Origin of the sequence: Bradyrhizobium guangdongense (assembly GCF_004114975.1) — a bacterium.
In the GTDB taxonomy this organism is placed as follows: Bacteria; Pseudomonadota; Alphaproteobacteria; order Rhizobiales; family Xanthobacteraceae; genus Bradyrhizobium; species Bradyrhizobium guangdongense.
On record NZ_CP030051.1, the window covers coordinates 4,632,828 to 4,648,378 of the forward strand.

At 64.2% G+C, this 15,551-nt stretch carries 17 protein-coding genes; 12 read left to right on the plus strand and 5 right to left on the minus strand.

Annotated elements, in window-relative coordinates; translation table 11 throughout:
- Positions 1-30: 30 nt before the first annotated feature.
- From X265_RS22230 to X265_RS22250, 5 genes are all read left to right on the plus strand, one after another.
- Complete coding sequence (locus tag X265_RS22230; protein ID WP_128966752.1) at positions 31-822, plus strand: DNA-binding transcriptional regulator; 792 nt, start codon at positions 31-33, stop codon at positions 820-822.
- 74 nt (positions 823-896) lie between these two features.
- Positions 897-2,393 (plus strand): bifunctional 3-(3-hydroxy-phenyl)propionate/3-hydroxycinnamic acid hydroxylase MhpA, encoded by a 1,497-nt coding sequence (mhpA, locus tag X265_RS22235; RefSeq protein ID WP_128966753.1) that lies wholly within the window; start codon positions 897-899, stop codon positions 2,391-2,393.
- A gap of 24 nt (positions 2,394-2,417) precedes the next feature.
- Positions 2,418-3,269 carry a fumarylacetoacetate hydrolase family protein gene (locus X265_RS22240; RefSeq protein WP_128966754.1) on the plus strand — a complete coding sequence of 284 codons (852 nt, stop codon included), beginning with the start codon at positions 2,418-2,420 and terminating at the stop codon, positions 3,267-3,269.
- 61 nt (positions 3,270-3,330) lie between these two features.
- The gene (locus tag X265_RS22245; RefSeq protein WP_128966755.1) at positions 3,331-4,533 is read left to right on the plus strand and encodes an ABC transporter substrate-binding protein; all 1,203 of its coding nucleotides are present in this window, start codon (positions 3,331-3,333) and stop codon (positions 4,531-4,533) included.
- A 72-nt stretch (positions 4,534-4,605) separates the two neighbouring features.
- Positions 4,606-5,814, plus strand: a complete 1,209-nt coding sequence (locus X265_RS22250) for an ABC transporter substrate-binding protein (RefSeq protein ID WP_128966756.1) — start codon at positions 4,606-4,608, stop codon at positions 5,812-5,814.
- A gap of 3 nt (positions 5,815-5,817) precedes the next feature.
- On the opposite strand, the gene X265_RS22255 is transcribed toward X265_RS22250, so the two are convergent.
- A complete protein-coding gene (locus X265_RS22255) occupies positions 5,818-6,660 on the minus strand; it encodes a hypothetical protein (protein WP_128966757.1) in 843 nt (280 codons plus the stop codon).
- A gap of 211 nt (positions 6,661-6,871) precedes the next feature.
- On the opposite strand from X265_RS22255, the gene X265_RS22260 reads away from it, so the two are divergent.
- Genes X265_RS22260 through X265_RS22270 form a run of 3 tightly spaced genes read left to right on the plus strand, consistent with a single transcriptional unit; the run spans position 6,872 to position 9,998 of the window.
- On the plus strand, positions 6,872-7,750 hold the full coding sequence (locus X265_RS22260) for an IclR family transcriptional regulator (RefSeq protein WP_128966758.1): 879 nt from the start codon (positions 6,872-6,874) through the stop codon (positions 7,748-7,750).
- Positions 7,751-7,786: 36 nt separating this feature from the next.
- Positions 7,787-8,755, plus strand: coding sequence for a Bug family tripartite tricarboxylate transporter substrate binding protein (locus X265_RS22265; RefSeq protein ID WP_128966759.1), 969 nt, complete (start codon positions 7,787-7,789; stop codon positions 8,753-8,755).
- Between the two features lie 22 nt (positions 8,756-8,777).
- Positions 8,778-9,998: an ABC transporter substrate-binding protein gene (locus X265_RS22270; RefSeq protein ID WP_128966760.1), complete on the plus strand. Its 1,221-nt coding sequence runs from the start codon at positions 8,778-8,780 to the stop codon at positions 9,996-9,998.
- A gap of 30 nt (positions 9,999-10,028) precedes the next feature.
- Here X265_RS22270 and X265_RS22275 read toward each other — a convergent pair whose 3' ends face one another.
- Positions 10,029-10,295, minus strand: a complete 267-nt coding sequence (locus X265_RS22275) for a hypothetical protein (protein ID WP_128966761.1) — start codon at positions 10,293-10,295, stop codon at positions 10,029-10,031.
- Between the two features lie 215 nt (positions 10,296-10,510).
- Here X265_RS22275 and X265_RS22280 point away from each other — a divergent pair, with 215 nt between their 5' ends.
- Both X265_RS22280 and X265_RS22285 read left to right on the plus strand, forming a co-directional pair.
- Positions 10,511-11,077 (plus strand): NuoB/complex I 20 kDa subunit family protein, encoded by a 567-nt coding sequence (locus X265_RS22280; RefSeq protein ID WP_244659394.1) that lies wholly within the window; start codon positions 10,511-10,513, stop codon positions 11,075-11,077.
- Positions 11,078-11,113: 36 nt separating this feature from the next.
- On the plus strand, positions 11,114-11,965 hold the full coding sequence (locus tag X265_RS22285) for an MBL fold metallo-hydrolase (RefSeq protein ID WP_128966762.1): 852 nt from the start codon (positions 11,114-11,116) through the stop codon (positions 11,963-11,965).
- Positions 11,966-12,053: 88 nt separating this feature from the next.
- Here the strand turns inward: X265_RS22285 and X265_RS22290 are convergent, their stop codons facing one another.
- Positions 12,054-12,551, minus strand: a complete 498-nt coding sequence (locus X265_RS22290) for a ferritin-like domain-containing protein (protein WP_128966763.1) — start codon at positions 12,549-12,551, stop codon at positions 12,054-12,056.
- Between the two features lie 283 nt (positions 12,552-12,834).
- Between X265_RS22290 and X265_RS41085 the strand changes: the two genes are divergently transcribed.
- Positions 12,835-13,173: a hypothetical protein gene (locus X265_RS41085; RefSeq protein WP_128966764.1), complete on the plus strand. Its 339-nt coding sequence runs from the start codon at positions 12,835-12,837 to the stop codon at positions 13,171-13,173.
- A gap of 102 nt (positions 13,174-13,275) precedes the next feature.
- Here the strand turns inward: X265_RS41085 and X265_RS22300 are convergent, their stop codons facing one another.
- Together X265_RS22300 and X265_RS22305 are read right to left on the minus strand one after the other, a co-directional pair.
- On the minus strand, positions 13,276-13,767 hold the full coding sequence (locus tag X265_RS22300; protein WP_128966765.1) for an SRPBCC family protein: 492 nt from the start codon (positions 13,765-13,767) through the stop codon (positions 13,276-13,278).
- 2 nt (positions 13,768-13,769) lie between these two features.
- Complete coding sequence (locus X265_RS22305; RefSeq protein ID WP_128966766.1) at positions 13,770-14,174, minus strand: ArsR/SmtB family transcription factor; 405 nt, start codon at positions 14,172-14,174, stop codon at positions 13,770-13,772.
- Between the two features lie 255 nt (positions 14,175-14,429).
- Between X265_RS22305 and X265_RS22310 the strand changes: the two genes are divergently transcribed.
- Complete coding sequence (locus X265_RS22310) at positions 14,430-15,533, plus strand: serine hydrolase (RefSeq protein ID WP_444542177.1); 1,104 nt, start codon at positions 14,430-14,432, stop codon at positions 15,531-15,533.
- The last annotated feature ends 18 nt before the right edge of the window (positions 15,534-15,551 follow it).

Sequence of the window (15,551 nt, forward strand, 5' to 3'; positions counted from 1 at the left end):
GGCTGGCGGCCACAAGGGAGGAAATACGAAGTGTCCAAGGAGCGGACGCGGACCGGAAAGCCCCGACAGTCGGAGGGCGTTCGCGCCTTCAAGCGCGGGCTGGACGTGCTGCAGGAGGTCAACCGCTCCGGCGGCATCCGCGCCGGCGACGTTGCCCGCGCGCTCGACCTGCCCCGCCCGACCGTCTATCGTCTGCTCGAAACGCTGGAGGAGCTCGGCTATGTCGCCCGCAGCGCCAGCGACGATCGCTTTCGCGTCACCCGGCTCGCCCTCAGCCTAGGCGATGGCTATGACCCCGGCGTGGTGATCTGCCAGGCCGCCGCGCCTCATCTTGCCGAGCTCAGCAAGAGCCTGGTCTGGCCGGTCGACCTCTCCACTTACGAGAACGCCGCGATGGTCGTGCAGGAGACCACCCATTCGCGCAGCCCGCTCTCGATCGACCGCGGCATGATCGGCAAACGCCTGCCGATGCTCCGGACCTCCGCCGGCCGCGCCTATCTCGCCGCCTGCCCAGCGCGCGAGCGCGACCTCATCGTCAGCCATCTCCGCCGCATCGACGAGGCCGACGACCGCCCTTTCCTTGACCAGGGCCGCTTCGATCAGATGATCGCGGAAACGCAGGCGCGCGGTTATGCCATCCGCAGCGAGGGCGAATATAATCCAAAGACGGCTTCGATCGCAGTGCCGATAGTTCGCGATGGAACCGTGTTCGGCTGCATCTCGATCATCTGGATCCGGTCAGCGCTGCGGATCGAGGAAGCCACGGCGCAATTCGTCCGTCAGCTTCAGGAGGCGGCGGCGGCCATTCCAGTCGAGGCATAGGAGACCGTCCGCTGGGCGGACACTTCTGCCGGCGGCGTTGATGCCGCGGCGCTTGATGGGGAAGAGATAGCCCCATGCAAGATAAATCCGCCTATGAAGAGTTTGATGTCGTGATCGTCGGCCGCGGCCCGGTCGGCGCCACACTCGCCAATCTGCTCGGCCTGTGCGGCGTGCGGACGCTGGTGCTGGAGCGCGAGGCGCGGACCTATCATCTGCCCCGCGCGGTGCATTTTGACGACGAATGCATGCGGGTGTTCCAGACCATCGGACTTGCCGATGCGATCCTGACGCAGGTCATCCTCAGCCCCGGCATGCTGTTCCTCGACGCCGCCGGCAAGATGCTGCTGGACTGGTCGCGGCCGCAGACCCCGACGCCGATGGGCTGGAATCTGAGCTATCGCTTCCACCAGCCCGATCTCGAGGACGTGCTGATTTCCGGCCTCGCGCGCTGGCCGCACGTCACCTTGCGCAACCGCTGCGACGTGTTCGCGCTGGATCAGGACGAGACCGGCGTGCGCGTCCGCTACGAGGATCTCTCCAACGGCAAGCTCAGCGAAGTCCACGCCCGTTATGTGATCGGCTGCGATGGCGCACGGTCTCTGGTTCGCCGCTTCATCGGCTCCGCCATGGACGACCTCGGCTTCCACGAGCGCTGGCTGGTCATCGACGTCCTCCTCAAGCGCGCGCGCGACGATCTCGGTGACTACAGCCTCCAGCATTGCGATCCCAGCCGGCCGGCGACTTATGTCCGCGGCACCGGCACGCGCCGGCGTTGGGAGATCACGGTTCGCCCGGACGAAGATTCGAATGACGTCGCACAGCCCGCCAAGGTCTGGGAATTGTTGTCGCGCTGGATCACGCCTGAGGATGCCGAGCTCGAGCGCGCGGCGGTCTACACATTTCATTCCGCAATCGCGCAGCACTGGCGCAGCGGCCGGCTGCTGCTCGCTGGCGATTCCGCGCATCAAACCCCGCCCTTCCTCGGCCAGGGCATGTGCGCCGGCATCCGCGATGCTGCCAATCTCGCTTGGAAGCTGGCCGCGATCATTCGCGGCGACGCCACGGCTGACCTGCTCGACACCTACCAGAGCGAACGGCTGCCGCACGTGCGCGAGTTCATCGAGCTCGCCATTCGCCTCGGCGGTGTCATCAATACCAAGGCGATCGAGGCCGGCCTCGCCGCCGGAGAGGCGCGCGAGAATGCGCCGGTCAAACTCGACGTCAAGAAGCCCCTGCTCGGCCCCGGGCTCGCGCTCGGCGACCTGCCCCTCGCCGGACATCTCGCGCCACAGTTCGTGCTGAAGGACGGCAACCGCAGCGATGACCGGATCGGCTACAGCCATGTCCTGCTCGCGGACAGCGCAGCGCGTCCCGGGCTCTCGCAGGCGGGGATCAATATTCTCACCAGCGACGATGCCGAAGGTGTCGGGTCCTGGCTGCACGAGCATGGTCTCATCGCGGCGCTGGTTCGCCCCGACCGCTACGTCCGCGCCACCGCCCGCAACGATGCCGAGCTCGACCGGCTCATCGCCGCCATCACGCCTCCCACCCACGTGCCGTCCGCGGCCTGACCGAACGTTCTTTAGGGATATCCAATGAAGCTGCTTTCTTTCATCGCCAACGGTCACGCCTCCTTCGGCGCAGTCAAGGACAATGGCGTCGTCGATCTCGGCACCCGCATGGCGCCCTGCACCACGCTGCGGCAATTGCTCGAAACCGGTCGCATGGCCGAGGCCGCAAAGCTGGTCGCATCCACAGCCCCCGATCATCCGCTCGAAGCGATCAGCTTTGCGCCCGTCATCCCCGACCCCGGCAAGATCATCTGCGTCGGTCTCAACTATCGCGACCACGTCGCCGAGACGGGGCGTACCGTCACCGAGAAGCCGGCACTGTTCGTCCGCTTTCCCTGTAGCCAGGTCGGCCATCTCCAGCCGATCGTGAAGCCTGATGTGAGCGACGATTTCGACTATGAGGGTGAGCTCGCACTCATCATCGGCAAGCAGGGCCGCCACATACCTGCGAGCGGCGCGCTCGACCATATCGCCGGCTATGCCTGCTATAACGAAGGCAGCATTCGCGACTGGCAGCGCCACACCAGCCAATTCCTCTCCGGCAAGACCTTTGCGGAGAGCGGCAGCTTCGGCCCGTGGCTGGTGACATCAGACGAGATCCCCGATCCCTCGAAGCTGACCTTGCAGACGCGCCTCAACGGCACGGTCGTGCAGGACACCACGACCGATCTGCTGATCACAGGCATCCCCGACCTGATCGCCTACATCTCGACGATCTGCCCGCTCGTGCCGGGCGACGTCATCGTCACGGGTACGCCCGGCGGCGTCGGCGCCAAGCGCACACCGCCTCTGTGGATGCGCCCCGGCGACACCGTCGAAGTCGAAATCTCCGGCATCGGAACGCTTCGAAACAAGGTCATCGCCGAGGCGGCCTGACCACCGCGAGCCATCGATCAAAACAATAACAACATCGGGAAACGCCAGGGGAGGAAACACCATGTACGGCTTAGTCCGCGCACTTGCCGCGACTGCGCTCATTCTGGCTGCGACAGCCGCACAGGCCCAGATCTCGGACGATGTAGTCAAGATCGGCGTGTTGTCGGACATGACGGGTCCTTCCTCGACCCCGACGGGGCAAGGCTCGGTGACCGCAGCTCAAATGGCCATCGACGATTTCGGCGGCAGCGTGTTGGGCAAGCCAATCCAGCTGATCGTCGGCGACCATCAGATCAAGCCGGACATCGGCACCGCCATCGCGCGGCGATGGTATGACACCGAACAGGTCGACCTCATTGTCGATGTGCCCGTGTCGGCGGTGGGGCTCGCCGTACAGACCGTCGCGAGCGAGAAGAAGAAGCTGCTCATCGTCACGGCGACCGGAACGGCGGACTTTCACGGCAAGTTCTGTTCGCCCTACACCATGCAGTGGGTGTTCGACACGCATGCACTCGCCGTCGGCACGGCCCAGGAAGTGGTCAAGCGCGGCGGCGATGCCTGGTACTTCCTCACTGACGATATCGCGTTCGGCCACGCGCTGGAGCGTGATGCCGCCGCCGTGATCAAGCGCGAGGGCGGCAAGGTGCTTGGCTCGGCCCGGCCGCCATTCGGGACCACCGACATGTCGTCTTTCGTGCTTCAGGCGCAAGCCTCAAGGGCGAAGATCATCGGCATAGCCGGCGGCCCACCGAACAACGTGAACGAGATCAAGACCGGCGGTGAGTTCGGCCTGTTTCAAGGTGGACAGCAGATGGCTGCCTTGCTTGCGCTGATCACCGACATCGACGCGCTTGGATTGCAGAGCGCACAAGGCTTGCTGCTGACGACGGCCTTCTACTGGGACATGGATGAGCAGACGCGTGCCTGGTCAAAGCGATTCTTTGCCAAGATGCAGCGTATGCCGACGATGTGGCAGGCTGGCGTGTATTCGGCCGTCACGCACTATCTCAATTCCGTCAAGGCTGTCGGAACGGACAATCCCGGTAAGGTCGCAAGCAAGATGCGCGACATTCCCATCCACGACTTCTTCGGGCATGGCGGCAAGCTCCGTGCCGACGGCCTCATGGTGCACGATCTCTGGCTTGCCGAGGTCAAGAGCCCCGAGGAATCGAAATACCCCTGGGACTATTACAAGATCCTGACGAAGATCCCGGGCGACCAGGCCTTCGGACCTCAGGACCCCGCCTGCACAATTGTCAATTAGGACGCGCCTCCCATCGCCGCGCGCGGCAATGCCGGCGGCGCCCTCCCCCTTATTCAACTCTGAGACAAAGCCATGACCATCATCCGCACCACGTCCATCGCCATCCTGCTGATCACGCTGGCGCTCGCCGGCACAGCCCGCGCCGAAATCAAGGGCGACGCCATTCGCATCGGCGTGCTCACCGACATGAACGGCATTTTCGCAACCGCGATGGGGCCCGGTTCGGTCGAAGCGGCACAGATGGCGGCGGAGGAGTTTGGCGGCAGGATCAACGGCAAGCCGATCGAAATCCTGCAGGCCGATCACCAGAACAAGCCGGACCTGGCGGCTTCCCTCGCGCGAAAATGGTTCAGCGACGGCGTGCAGGCGATCGCGGACGGCGGCAGTTCCGGCGCGGCGCTCGCGGTGCAGGAACTGGTGCGCGGCAACGGCAAGATCTTCCTGGTCTCCGGCGCAGGCGCCAATCAGCTTACCGACGAGGCCTGCGCGCCCTCGAGCGTACAGTGGACGCAAGACGCCTATTCGACCGCGACAGCCGTGGTGTCCGGCGTGATGCAGACCAGCAAGGAGCCGTGGTTCTTCATCACCGGCGACTATGCTTTCGGCCATTCGATCGAAGCGACCGCACGTGATCGTATCGCGGCGCTCGGCGGCAAGGTCGCCGGCAGCGTCAAGGCCCAGCTCGGCACGCCCGACTATTCATCGTTCCTGCTGCAGGCGCAGTCCTCGGGCGCCAAGATCCTCGCGATCAACGTCGCCGGCGACAACGCCACCGCCATCAAGCAGGCGGAGGAGTTCGGCCTCGCCGAGCAGGGCATGAAGATCGTGCCGATGTCGTTCCAGAACGTCGACATCGAGGCCGTTGGCCTGAAGGCGACGCGCGGCGACCTCATCGTCACTTCGTTCTTCGAAGATGTTTCCCCGGCCGCCCGAAAGTTTTCTGATGCGTTCTACGCGCGCCGCAAGGCGATGCCGTCGCAGATTCAGGCCGGCGTCTATTCCGCCGTGCGCCATTATCTGCAGGCCGTCAAGGACAGCGACTCCGACGACAGCGCGACCGTGATGGCGAAGATGAAGGCGACACCGGTCTCGGACGCCTATACGACGAGCGGCCGCATCCGCGAGGACCAACGCATGGTGCACGACCTCTATCTGGTTCAGGTCAAGACACCGCAGGAATCCAAGGGCCCGTGGGACTTCGTCAAGCTGGTCGCGACCATCCCGCCCGACCAGGCCTTTCGCCCGCTCGACCGCAGCAGGTGCAGCCTGGTCGGAAAATGACCCTCAGGCGAGATAGCGCGTGAGATAGCCTTCCATGGCGTAGAGCGCGCAGAGCGCGAGGCTCGACCAGACGGCGGCGCTGAAATACAGGAACATCCAGGTCAGTTCGCCCTTCCAGTGCGCGATGTCGTGGGTCACCACCCATCGCGTCGAGACGTCATGCAGGCCTTCGAGGAAGCCGAGCAACCTGTTGCCTTCTTCATGCCCTGCCCGCCAGCGGCTGAGATACATCGGCACGTCGACGGTGACGAGGAAGGCGAGGAAGCAGGCGATGCCGACGATGCCTGACATCAATGCCCAGCGCACCACGCCCTGGAATTCCGGCATCAACCGGCACAGCGCGATGCCGGCAAGGAAGAACGTCACCGCCCACAGCGAGTTCTCGATCGCATTGTAGAGGAAGTTGGTCGTCACCACTGCATACCAGGAGAAGCACTCGGCGATGACGATAACAGGCACGATCACGAGCGCGATGTTCACCGCCGTCTCCGCACCGGTCATCTTGCCGAGCTGGTGCAGGATGATCGCCCATTGCGCGGCGAAGCAGACCTCGGCGATGGTCGCAACCGTGCGGCCGACGAACACGCTCGACAGCCAGGTGTCGAACAGGCAGATGCGCTGCACGTCGGCGCGCGGCAGCACCGAGCGGAAGGCACAGCCGAACACGTAGGCCGCGCAGAGCAGGAACATCAGGCCGATATCCGAGCCGCCCCCGACGCTGCCGGCTACGCTCGGATAGAACTCGCGGTACAGCATGAACCAGACGAGGATATTGGCAGCGCTGACCAGCGTCAGGGACCCCCACCACCACGCGAGGGGATTTGATCGTGCCTGCCACCGCAACATGATGAGCTCCCTGTAATCGACCTGACATCTCGGCGTAACAATCCTGTCACAAGAAGCCAGGGAATCACGACAAAAATCCGTGCTGTGGGTCGTTCCGAAGCGTTCTCTGCCGAAGCCGTCATCGGATTCTTTTTGTCCGCATATTGGACAAATGTTGCCATAGCTACGAATTTATTGGACAGGATGAGCCGATCCGTCCGATACGACAGGGATGGCTGCTGCTTCCTCCAAACCGCCTCATCCCTCCTCCGCTGCCGCGGTGCTGGCGGAGAGCGGCGATGATGCGGCCTTCGCCACGACACTCGCCAAAGGACTCGTTGTGCTCGAGGCTTTCAAGGCGGGAAGCACGTTGCTCGGCAACATGGAGCTGTCGACGCTGACGGGCATTCCAAGACCGACGGTGGCGCGCTTGACGCACACGCTGGCCGAGCTTGGTTACCTCCGCTACGACGCCGGGCGCGCGAAGTACCAGGTCGGCGCCCGCGCCCTGCGGATGGCACACCCGCTGCTCGCCGGCATGCAGTTCCGCCAGATCGCGCGGCCCATGATGCAGGAGCTGGCGCAGAGTGTCCGCGGCACCGTCTCGATCGGCCTGCTCGACGCGACCTCGATGATCTATGTCGAGACTGCGCGCTCCGGCGATGTCGGCCCCCACGCGCCCGACATCGGCATGCCCATTCCGGTGGTGATGACCGCCATGGGCCGGGCCGCGGCAGCGACGTTGCCGGCCGCAGAGGCCGCCCGGCTTGAACGGCGTATCGCCGCCGAAGACGGCGAGCTGTGGGCCGCTTTCCAGGACAAGTACCGCGCCGGCCTCGTTCAATGTGCCAATCGCGGTTTCTGCACCTGCTGGGGCGAATATATCGGCTCGATCCATGCCGTTGCCGCACCGCTGTTTCACGCCGGCGAGGCAAAGCAGTCGTTCTCGATCAATTGCGGCATCCCTGCGTTCCGGCTCCAGCCCGGCCAACTGGAAGGCGAGATCGGGCCGCGGATCGCAGCGCTCGCCGACAGCATCCGCGCGGTGGTCCATGCCGCCGAGCCTGCGATCGATACGCGAAGACCAAACAAGAAGAGCGCCAATCGATGACCAAAAACAACGGCGCTCCATGCCCGGGAGGCCACCATGACCGTCACGCGCCGGACATTGCTAGGAGCCGCGCTCTCATCCACCGTCCCATTCGCCGCACGAGCTGAGGACGCCTGGCCGTCACGCCTGGTACGGCTGATCTCGCCCTACGGACCCGGCGGCTCCAACGACATCTCTCTGCGCCTGCTGGCCGAGGAGTTCGGCCGCAATCTGCATCAACAGTTCATCGTCGAGAACAAACCGGGCGCCGGCACGCGCATTGCCAATGATACGGTCGCCCATGCGCCCGGCGACGGCTACACCTTTCTCTACGTGGCGGCGCCCTACGCCACGGCGGAAGCGCTGTTCGGCAAGCTGACCTATGAGCGCAAGGATCTTCAACCGGTCGCCATGGCGGTTGTCGCACCGCTCTTTCTCATCATCAGCGCCGACGCGCCGTTCAAGACGCTCCCCGAGCTGATCACCTACGGCAAATCCAAGTCGGACGGACTGACCTTCGCCTCGCCCGGCGCCGGCTCGCAGCCGCATCTGGCGGGCGAGCTGCTGTTTCGCGATGCCGGCGTGAAGGGCCTCAATATCCCGTTCCGTGGCGACGCAGCTTCGTACACCGAGCTGCTCGCAGGCCGCGTAGATGCCACGCTGACGGCGCTGCCGACCGCATTGCCCTATATCCAGAGCGGCAAGTTCGTCGTGCTCGGCGTCGCATCCGCGGAGCGTAGCCCGCTCTATCCACGGGCGCCGACACTGCGCGAGCAGGGTTTTCCCAACGTCGCCGCCGCCGGCTGGTACGGCTTCATGGCTCCGGCCACGACGCCGCGCGCGATCATCGACAGGTTCCAGACCGAGGTCCTGCGCGCCCTCGCCGACCCTGGGATCAAGGACAAGCTGACCGCTCAGGGGCTGGAGGTTCGCGCCGCCAGCGCCGCCGAATTCGGCCAGTTCATCGACAGCGAGACGCAGAAGTGGACCAAGGTGATCCACGACGCCGGGCTCAAGGGCGAATGACTGCCAACAACAGGGAATGGAAATGAAGCAACGACTTCTTGAACGCGCCGCGGCCTCCGCGCTGGCGCTGCTGATGATGATCGCGCAAGCCCACGCGCAGAAGAAATACGATCCCGGCGCCTCCGATATCGAGATCAAGGTCGGCCAGACCGTACCGCTCAGCGGTCCTGCCTCGTCCTATGCGGTGATAGGCAAGACCCAGGCCGCCTACATGAGTATGATCAACGAGCAGGGTGGCGTAAACGGCCGCAAGATCCAGCTGATCCAGTACGACGATGCCTATTCACCACCGAAGACCGTGGAGCAGGTGCGAAAGCTGGTCGAAAGCGACGAGGTGCTGCTGACGTTCCAGATCATCGGCACCGCGCCGAATGTCGCCGTGCAAAAATATCTCAACGCCAAGAAGATCCCGCAGCTCTTCGCGGCCACCGGCGCGGCGCGATTCACCGATCCCAAGAACTTTCCCTGGACCATGGGCTTCAACCCCTCCTATCTGGTCGAGGGACGGATCTACGCGCAGTATTTGTTGAAGAACCATCCAAACGCGAAGATCGGCGTGCTCTACCAGAACGACGACCTCGGTAAGGACTATCTCGCCGGTCTCAAGGCCGGCCTCGGCGACAAGGCGAAGATGATCGTCGCCGAGACGTCCTACGAGATCACCGAGCCGACCATCGACTCGCAGATCCTGCGGCTGAAGGATGCCGGCGCCGACGTGCTGTTCAGCGCCACGACGCCGAAGCAGGCGGCGCAGGCCATCAAGAAGGTCGCCGAGATCGGCTGGAAGCCGCTGCACATCATCGACATCAACGCGTCCTCCGTCAGCGCCGTGCTGAAGCCGGCCGGTCTCGACAACGCCAAAGGCATCGTCAGCGTCGGCTACGTCAAGGATGCTGCCGACCCGGAATGGAAGGACGATCCCGGCATGAAGCGCTATCTCGCCTTCATGACCAAGTACTATCCCGACGGCGACAAGGATTCGAACCTGAACGTCTACGGCTACATCACCGCGCAGCTCTTGGTTCAGGTGCTGAAGCAATGCGGCGATGACCTCACCCGCGAGAACGTGATGCGGCAGGCCTCCAATCTCAAGGACGTCGCACTCGACCTGCCCCTGCCGGGTATCTCCGTCACGACGACGCCCACCGACTATCGCGTCATCAAGCAATTCCAGATGGTGCAGTTCGACGGTTTGCACTGGCAGAAGCTTGGGGACATCGTGTCGGACGAGGCGAAAGAGTGAGGCAAGCGGGCTTCATGCCCGGTCCGGCGCTCACTGCCCTTCGGCGCGGCGGCCGCCACTCCGGATGAGACTGTCGGACTCCTCGAGATGGCGCTGGTATTCACAGATGGCCCGGTTGGCCATCCGGATGCGGTGGGTCTGGCCTTCTTCCACCATCATGGTGATGCGCTGCGCCAGGAACACGCAGGCCTCGAATTCATCGCGGATGGCGCCGGTCCGCGCGAGAAAGTCCCAGGCGATTTCGTAAGCCTGCTCGGCGGCGGGGCTGCGATAGTCACTGAAGATAATGTGCGCCATCACGGCCAAAGCCTGAGTGCCCCTATCGTTCCTCCGGGAGGTGAGCGCGTCGCGCCTCGAACCCACGTGTGTTCCGACGGCAGGATTCTGCGCTAACCTGCGATAGCAAAACGGCAAACAGATCCTCGGCGGCAGGAACGCCGGGCCGCGACAGGCGGTTCTCAGCAGGTTGCAACCACTTCGCGAAGTTGCGCCCAACGAGCGGAAGACGACTGATGATCGATGCTTCTCGACCCGCCGGCAATGTGTCCATTCAGCGTCCTGGCCAGGGACAGCCGGTCAATTCATCCGATCCCTATTTCATGCAGATCCGTGACGACCTCTCGGACAAGGGGTTCTTCACCGCCACCGCCGAGGAATTGATCACATGGGCCCGGACGGGATCGCTGATGTGGATGACGTTCGGTCTGGCCTGTTGCGCCGTCGAGATGATGCAGATGTCGATGCCGCGCTATGACGCCGAACGGTTCGGCTTCGCGCCCCGGGCTTCGCCGCGGCAGTCCGACGTGATCATCGTCGCTGGCACCCTGACCAACAAGATGGCCCCCGCGTTCCGCAAAATCTACGACCAGATGCCGGAGCCGCGCTACGTCATCTCGATGGGGTCCTGCGCCAACGGCGGCGGCTACTATCATTACTCCTATTCCGTCGTGCGCGGCTGCGACCGGGTCGTGCCGGTCGACATCTATGTCCCGGGCTGTCCGCCGACTGCGGAGGCGCTGCTCTACGGGGTGCTGCTACTCCAACAGAAGATCCGCCGCATCGGCACTATCGAACGATAGAGAACGACAACCGAGAATTGGATTAATCGGATCGACATGGCGCAGATTCCTCTCCCCTCCGCGGCGGCAGCCGAGCACCCCGAATTCGACCTCGACCGCAACGACGAGACGCGGCAGATCGTCGCCGACGTCGCCTATCGCCAGCTCGCCATCGTCAACGTGGTCTTCGTCGGCTTCGAGGGCGCCGGCGACGGCAATTGGGTCCTGGTGGATGCGGGAATTCCCGGATCTGCGCGTGCCATCCGCTCCGCCGCCGGCGCACGGTTCGGCGGACATGGCCGCCCGGCCTGCATCATCATGACACATGCGCATTTCGATCATGTCGGCGCGCTGGAAACCCTGGCGAACCAGTGGGACGTACCCGTCTATTCCCATCACGCCGAGCATCCTTATCTCGACGGCACCCGATCCTATCCACCGGCCAATCCCGGCGTCGGCGGCGGACTACTGGCGCTGCTCTCGCCGCTGTTTCCGACCAGCCCGGTCAATGTCGCATCACGGCTCTACGATCTCCCCGCAGATCACAGCGTGCCGTTCATGCAGGACTGGCGGTGGATTCACACGCCCGGTCATACGCCGGGCCACGTCTCGCTGTGGCGCGAGCGCGATCGCGTGCTGATCGCCGGCGATGCGTTTATCACGACGCGGCAGGAATCGGTCTATGCGGCGGTGACGCAGACGCCGGAGATGCACGGGCCCCCGATGTACTTCACGCCGGGTTGGGCAAGCGCGAAAGCCTCGGTGCGCGAACTTGCTGCACTCGCACCGGAGATCGTGATCACGGGCCACGGCGCCGCGATGCAGGGACCGGCCATGCGTAGCGCCCTCGACACCCTCGCCGAGCGGTTCGACGAGGTCGCCGTGCCTTCTCAGCAACGAGGTCGCTAGTTAAAGCACGTCGCTGCACCAGGATGTGAAAAACCACCGGCGGTTCCGGGCGCCGGTGGTTGGTACAGGCGATACAATCGCGTGGAAGCTACGCTGCCTGGCGCTGGTGACTGAGGAACTCCATCGTCACCTTCTCGACATTGGAATCGATCCAGGACGCCATCCGCTGCTCCTCCTTCAAGGACGCCTCGAGCGGCTCCTTGGCTTCGGCGACGCCGGCCGCGCCGCAGAGCGCGATCAGCGACTTGTAGGCCGCGATCTCGAAATTCTCGAAGGCGTTGTTGGCGAAGGTGTTCTTGAGGATCTCATCGCCGGCCATCGCATGCGCCATCGCCTGCATGTTGGCCATCATCGACTGCGTCGTGTCCTTCAGGCTGGAGGTGCTCTCGCCGCAGGCTTCAAGACACCTCTCCAGCCGCTTCAGCTGCTCATTGGTCTCCTGGAGGTGGGCGGCAACCTTCGCCTTCACTTCCGGGTATTCGTCCAGCCGTTCCGACTGGCGCTCCATCAACTCTCGTGCCTGCACTTCCATCGCATGCGCGTTGCGTAGTCCGACAACGAATGTATCGCGGGCTGCATTAGCCATTTTCCGGTCCTCCATCTTGACTGGCCTCGTTGCCGCAAACCGCCTCCTCCCGGTGATCGTTCCTAAGGGGACCAGATCGATTCGCCGCAGGAGTCGCGCGTGTTCCGGCGCAGGACCCGGCGCTAACCTGCGATAGCGGAACGTCAGACAGCTTCGGGGCAGCAGGAACGCCGCACGCGCCCCGCGGTTCTGCGCAGGTGCGGCCTCATCGCAAGGTTGTGCCCGTTCTGGAACGAGCACGATTGATGACTGGGTCGTCTACGAAATCTCAAGGAGCAAAGATATGCGTAAGACAGTTCTGACGATCTTCACGGCGGCGGTGCTGGCCGGAGCCTCGGTTGGCGCAGCGTTCGCGCAAGGTGCGGGCGGTGGTGGTGGTGCCGGTGGCGGTGCTGGCGCAGGTGCTGGAGCCGGTGGTGCTGGCGCCGGCGGTGCGGGCGCAGGTGCGGGCGGCGCGAGCGCAGGTGGCGCATCTGGTAACGGTGGCGCGGGCGCAGGTGGCGCAGCCGGTAGCGGCGGCGGCGGCATCACGCATGTCGAGCGCGGCGGACAAGGCGCCTCCAGCCCTCCCGGCATGCGCAACGAGATGACGCCTCCCTCCAACGGCAATGTGCGCCGTTAGCGAACGTACCAGCCGCGCTCCGTTCGCGGACGCAGCGCAAGAGCGACCCCGGCGAGACCCTCCCTCGCCGGTGCCGCTTCCACGAAAACGTGGATGCTTACGTCACCGCTTCATTGCCGTCACATAGGCGGCAAGCTTGTCGAGCGTCTGGTAGCCGTATTCCACGGCGCCGAAGCCGATCATGCCGTCGCGCTGCTCGGTGCTCGCTGCGAGCTGCCGCATCATCAGCACGGTCTTGCCGTTGGCCTGCTCGGCAAAGGTGATGGTGAAGCGGAACATGCCGGGATCGTCGTCCTGGTCGACGCCATGATCCATCTCCATCAACGACGGCCGCTCGATGCGGCGGAAGCGCATGCGGTTCGGATACACCGTACCGTCAGGCCCGACCATGTTGAAGCGCCAGACCCCGCCGACGCGCACGTCGATTTCGAAGGTCTCGATCTTGAAGCCCTTCGGCCCGAACCAATGCGGCAGGTGTTTGGGATCGGACCACGCCTCGAACACCAGGTCGCGCGGCGCGTCGATCACGCGCGACATCACGATCTCGCGGTCCATCGACCATTGCGACAGGGCGGCATTAGCAGAATTCGTCATCGTCAGGCGCCTTTCCGTTTGCTTGTCTTGTTCGTTGCCTTATCGGCTGTTTTGGACGGTCGCTTGGCAGCCGCCCTCTCCTTCTTGAGTTTCATCACATAGGCCTCGAACCGGTCGAGGCGCGCCTCCCAGATCGCGCGCTGGTGTTGGAACCAGTCTTCGGCGCTGAGGAGCGCGTCCGGACTGAGGCGGCAGGTGCGCACGCGGCCCGATTTCTCCGATTGCACGAGGCCGCTCTGCTCCAGCACGTGGATGTGCTTCATGAAGCTCGGCAGCGCCATGTCGAAGGGATCTGCGAGTTCGCCGACCGAGGCCTCGCCGGCGCACAACCGCATCACGATGGCCCGCCGCGTCGGATCGGCAAGCGCTGCGAAAACCTGATCGAGTTGGGGCAATTGGTTAGCCATGAGGCTAACTATAGAGAAGTCACGATCCGCCGTCAAGAATCGTTAGCTTATGAGCTAAGTATTTTCTACGACAGTCGATATGGAACCCAGCACGCGCAATCGTGAATTGGACGCGGCACCCACCTCGTTAAAATGTCATCCGGGGGCGCATCGCATGATCAGTCAGAGCACGTGCCCCCTGTTGTCCTCTCATCGCAAATCACTCGGCGAGCCCTCGCCCGCGCCGCGCTTGTTCCCTTTGCGGCAGCACTGGCCGTGCCGAGACGCGCCGCGGCGGATTCCGACATGATCGCGCAGATGCGCGACATCGTCGCCAGCGAGCTCGCGCCCACCGCGACGCCGGACCAGCCGGGCGGCCTCGCTGCCGCACTCTATGCCGGCCGCCATGTCGAATTCCTCAGCTACGGTTTTGCCGACGACGCCACCAAACAGCCCGTGACGCCGGACACCCTGTTCAATCTCGCCTCTCTGAGAAAACCGTTCGAGGCGACGCTGGTGGCGCTTGGCGCGCTCCGCGGCGAGCTGCGGCCCGACGATCTGCTGCCGAATTATCTGCCGGAGCTGAGCGGTGAGTATGTTCGCAAAATCACCGTCGGCGAACTCGCCACGCACACTTCGGGACTGCTGCTGCCGACCGATCATCCGCCCTGGCAGAACGATTCCTACACGCAGGCGCAATTCATCGACATGCTCAACGCCTTCGCGCCGCCCGCCGGCGTCGCACCCGGCAGGCAGCGCATCTACAGTCATGCCGGTTACGTGCTGCTGCAGCTCGTGCTCGAGCGCTGCTATCGCACGCCGATCTCAAGACTGATCGAGAGCCGTATTCTCGCGCCTCTCGGCATGCATGCCACGTCGATTCCGGAGCGCGGGTCCGACAACCGCGCGATCATGGACGAGGCTGCGCTGCGGCGCGTCGCGCAGGGCTATTCCGACCAGGGTCGTTTAATCGGCCCTGTTGGCAACCAGCAGAGCTATTTCGACTTTCCCGGCACCGGCCAGATGTTCTCGTCCGTGCGTGACCTCTCCACCTTCGCTGCGGCTTGCGTCGACGGCCGCGCCGTCGATCCGCGCTTGCGCGAGGCGCTGCGGATGACGCAGCGCGAGAGCTTTCGTACCGGCCAGAAGTTCGGACAAGCTACCTTCGGACAAGCCATGGCCTGGGAGACCGTGCACCTGCCAGATCTCACCGTCGTCGACAAGCCGGGCGGCCTCAACAACGTCTCCGGCTATATCGGCCTGGTGCCATCGAGGCGGATCGGCATCGTGCTGCTCGCCAATCGCGGCGACTATCCGCACGAGATCGCCCGCTACAAGATCCTGCCCGCACTGGCGCGGTTGCTGACCGCGCACGGCTGACAAGGAACCAAGAACGCG

What these genes read in the sequence shown, in the direction of transcription:
- mhpA (WP_128966753.1), top strand. Translation starts at nt 897, where the DNA reads ATGCAAGATAAATCCGCCTATGAAGAGTTTGATGTCGTGATCGTCGGC.
- X265_RS22240 (WP_128966754.1), top strand. Translation starts at nt 2,418, where the DNA reads ATGAAGCTGCTTTCTTTCATCGCCAACGGTCACGCCTCCTTCGGCGCA.
- X265_RS22245 (WP_128966755.1), top strand. Translation starts at nt 3,331, where the DNA reads ATGTACGGCTTAGTCCGCGCACTTGCCGCGACTGCGCTCATTCTGGCT.
- X265_RS22250 (WP_128966756.1), top strand. Translation starts at nt 4,606, where the DNA reads ATGACCATCATCCGCACCACGTCCATCGCCATCCTGCTGATCACGCTG.
- X265_RS22255 (WP_128966757.1), bottom strand. Translation starts at nt 6,660, where the DNA reads ATGTTGCGGTGGCAGGCACGATCAAATCCCCTCGCGTGGTGGTGGGGG.
- X265_RS22260 (WP_128966758.1), top strand. Translation starts at nt 6,872, where the DNA reads ATGGCTGCTGCTTCCTCCAAACCGCCTCATCCCTCCTCCGCTGCCGCG.
- X265_RS22265 (WP_128966759.1), top strand. Translation starts at nt 7,787, where the DNA reads ATGACCGTCACGCGCCGGACATTGCTAGGAGCCGCGCTCTCATCCACC.
- X265_RS22270 (WP_128966760.1), top strand. Translation starts at nt 8,778, where the DNA reads ATGAAGCAACGACTTCTTGAACGCGCCGCGGCCTCCGCGCTGGCGCTG.
- X265_RS22275 (WP_128966761.1), bottom strand. Translation starts at nt 10,295, where the DNA reads ATGGCGCACATTATCTTCAGTGACTATCGCAGCCCCGCCGCCGAGCAG.
- X265_RS22280 (WP_244659394.1), top strand. Translation starts at nt 10,511, where the DNA reads ATGATCGATGCTTCTCGACCCGCCGGCAATGTGTCCATTCAGCGTCCT.
- X265_RS22285 (WP_128966762.1), top strand. Translation starts at nt 11,114, where the DNA reads ATGGCGCAGATTCCTCTCCCCTCCGCGGCGGCAGCCGAGCACCCCGAA.
- X265_RS22290 (WP_128966763.1), bottom strand. Translation starts at nt 12,551, where the DNA reads ATGGCTAATGCAGCCCGCGATACATTCGTTGTCGGACTACGCAACGCG.
- X265_RS41085 (WP_128966764.1), top strand. Translation starts at nt 12,835, where the DNA reads ATGCGTAAGACAGTTCTGACGATCTTCACGGCGGCGGTGCTGGCCGGA.
- X265_RS22300 (WP_128966765.1), bottom strand. Translation starts at nt 13,767, where the DNA reads ATGACGAATTCTGCTAATGCCGCCCTGTCGCAATGGTCGATGGACCGC.
- X265_RS22305 (WP_128966766.1), bottom strand. Translation starts at nt 14,174, where the DNA reads ATGGCTAACCAATTGCCCCAACTCGATCAGGTTTTCGCAGCGCTTGCC.